Genomic DNA, 667 nt, shown 5'->3' on the forward strand with positions numbered 1-667 from the left:
GTTTGCAACCCATCACTCCATAGTTAACAGTCAGTTAACTTATTGCGTAGAATGCTCCATTTGCCAATGGCGGGTCGGGCGCATTTTATCGGTATGATTAATTTCCCGCAAACCATGTTCATTCGTTAGGCCGCTTCTGGGGCCGATTCCTCGTTCGAGTTAACGGAAACTTGTCTTGCTCGATTGCATTTGTTGGCCCGGCGTCGCAATCGCGTCGCGTCCAAGGAGCCGGCCTGCGTGAGGGCAGAAGCTAGAGATGAGTTCGGCATACAAGATCCCCTTCAAACGGGGTTCGTTGTGATGGACGAACGCGTGGCATCCGTATTTGCCGATGCGGCTGATGCGGAACCGTACGAACCGCGTTACGAACTGGCGTCCGACGAGCTTCGCAGCCTTTACCGGACGGAAGCCCAGGTGACGCGAAGAGGGGAAGCCAGGCCCGGGCTTTGGATGGCCGTTGCCATCTATGTGCTGTTTTCGGCAACTGACCTGCTGCTGATCCCGGATGTGGCCGCCTACACGATCACGGCGCGCTTCGCGGTCGGACTGACCGCGCTTTTGATCCTGGAAATGCAGCTTCGCCATGGCGTCGGGACGGAATGGCTAGACATCACTTGCGCCGGGGCCATTATCTTTGGCTATGTCGGCTGGTTGTCCCCAGCGGTTA

The 667-nt window shown here is 56.8% G+C and carries 1 pseudogene; it reads left to right on the forward strand.

The window, feature by feature from the left end:
• Positions 1–237: 237 nt before the first annotated feature.
• Positions 238–667 (forward strand): annotated as a pseudogene (locus tag AC1D0I_RS32845) (GGDEF-domain containing protein); the annotation flags it as partial.

The organism is Mesorhizobium sp. P2_D1 (assembly GCF_056404455.1).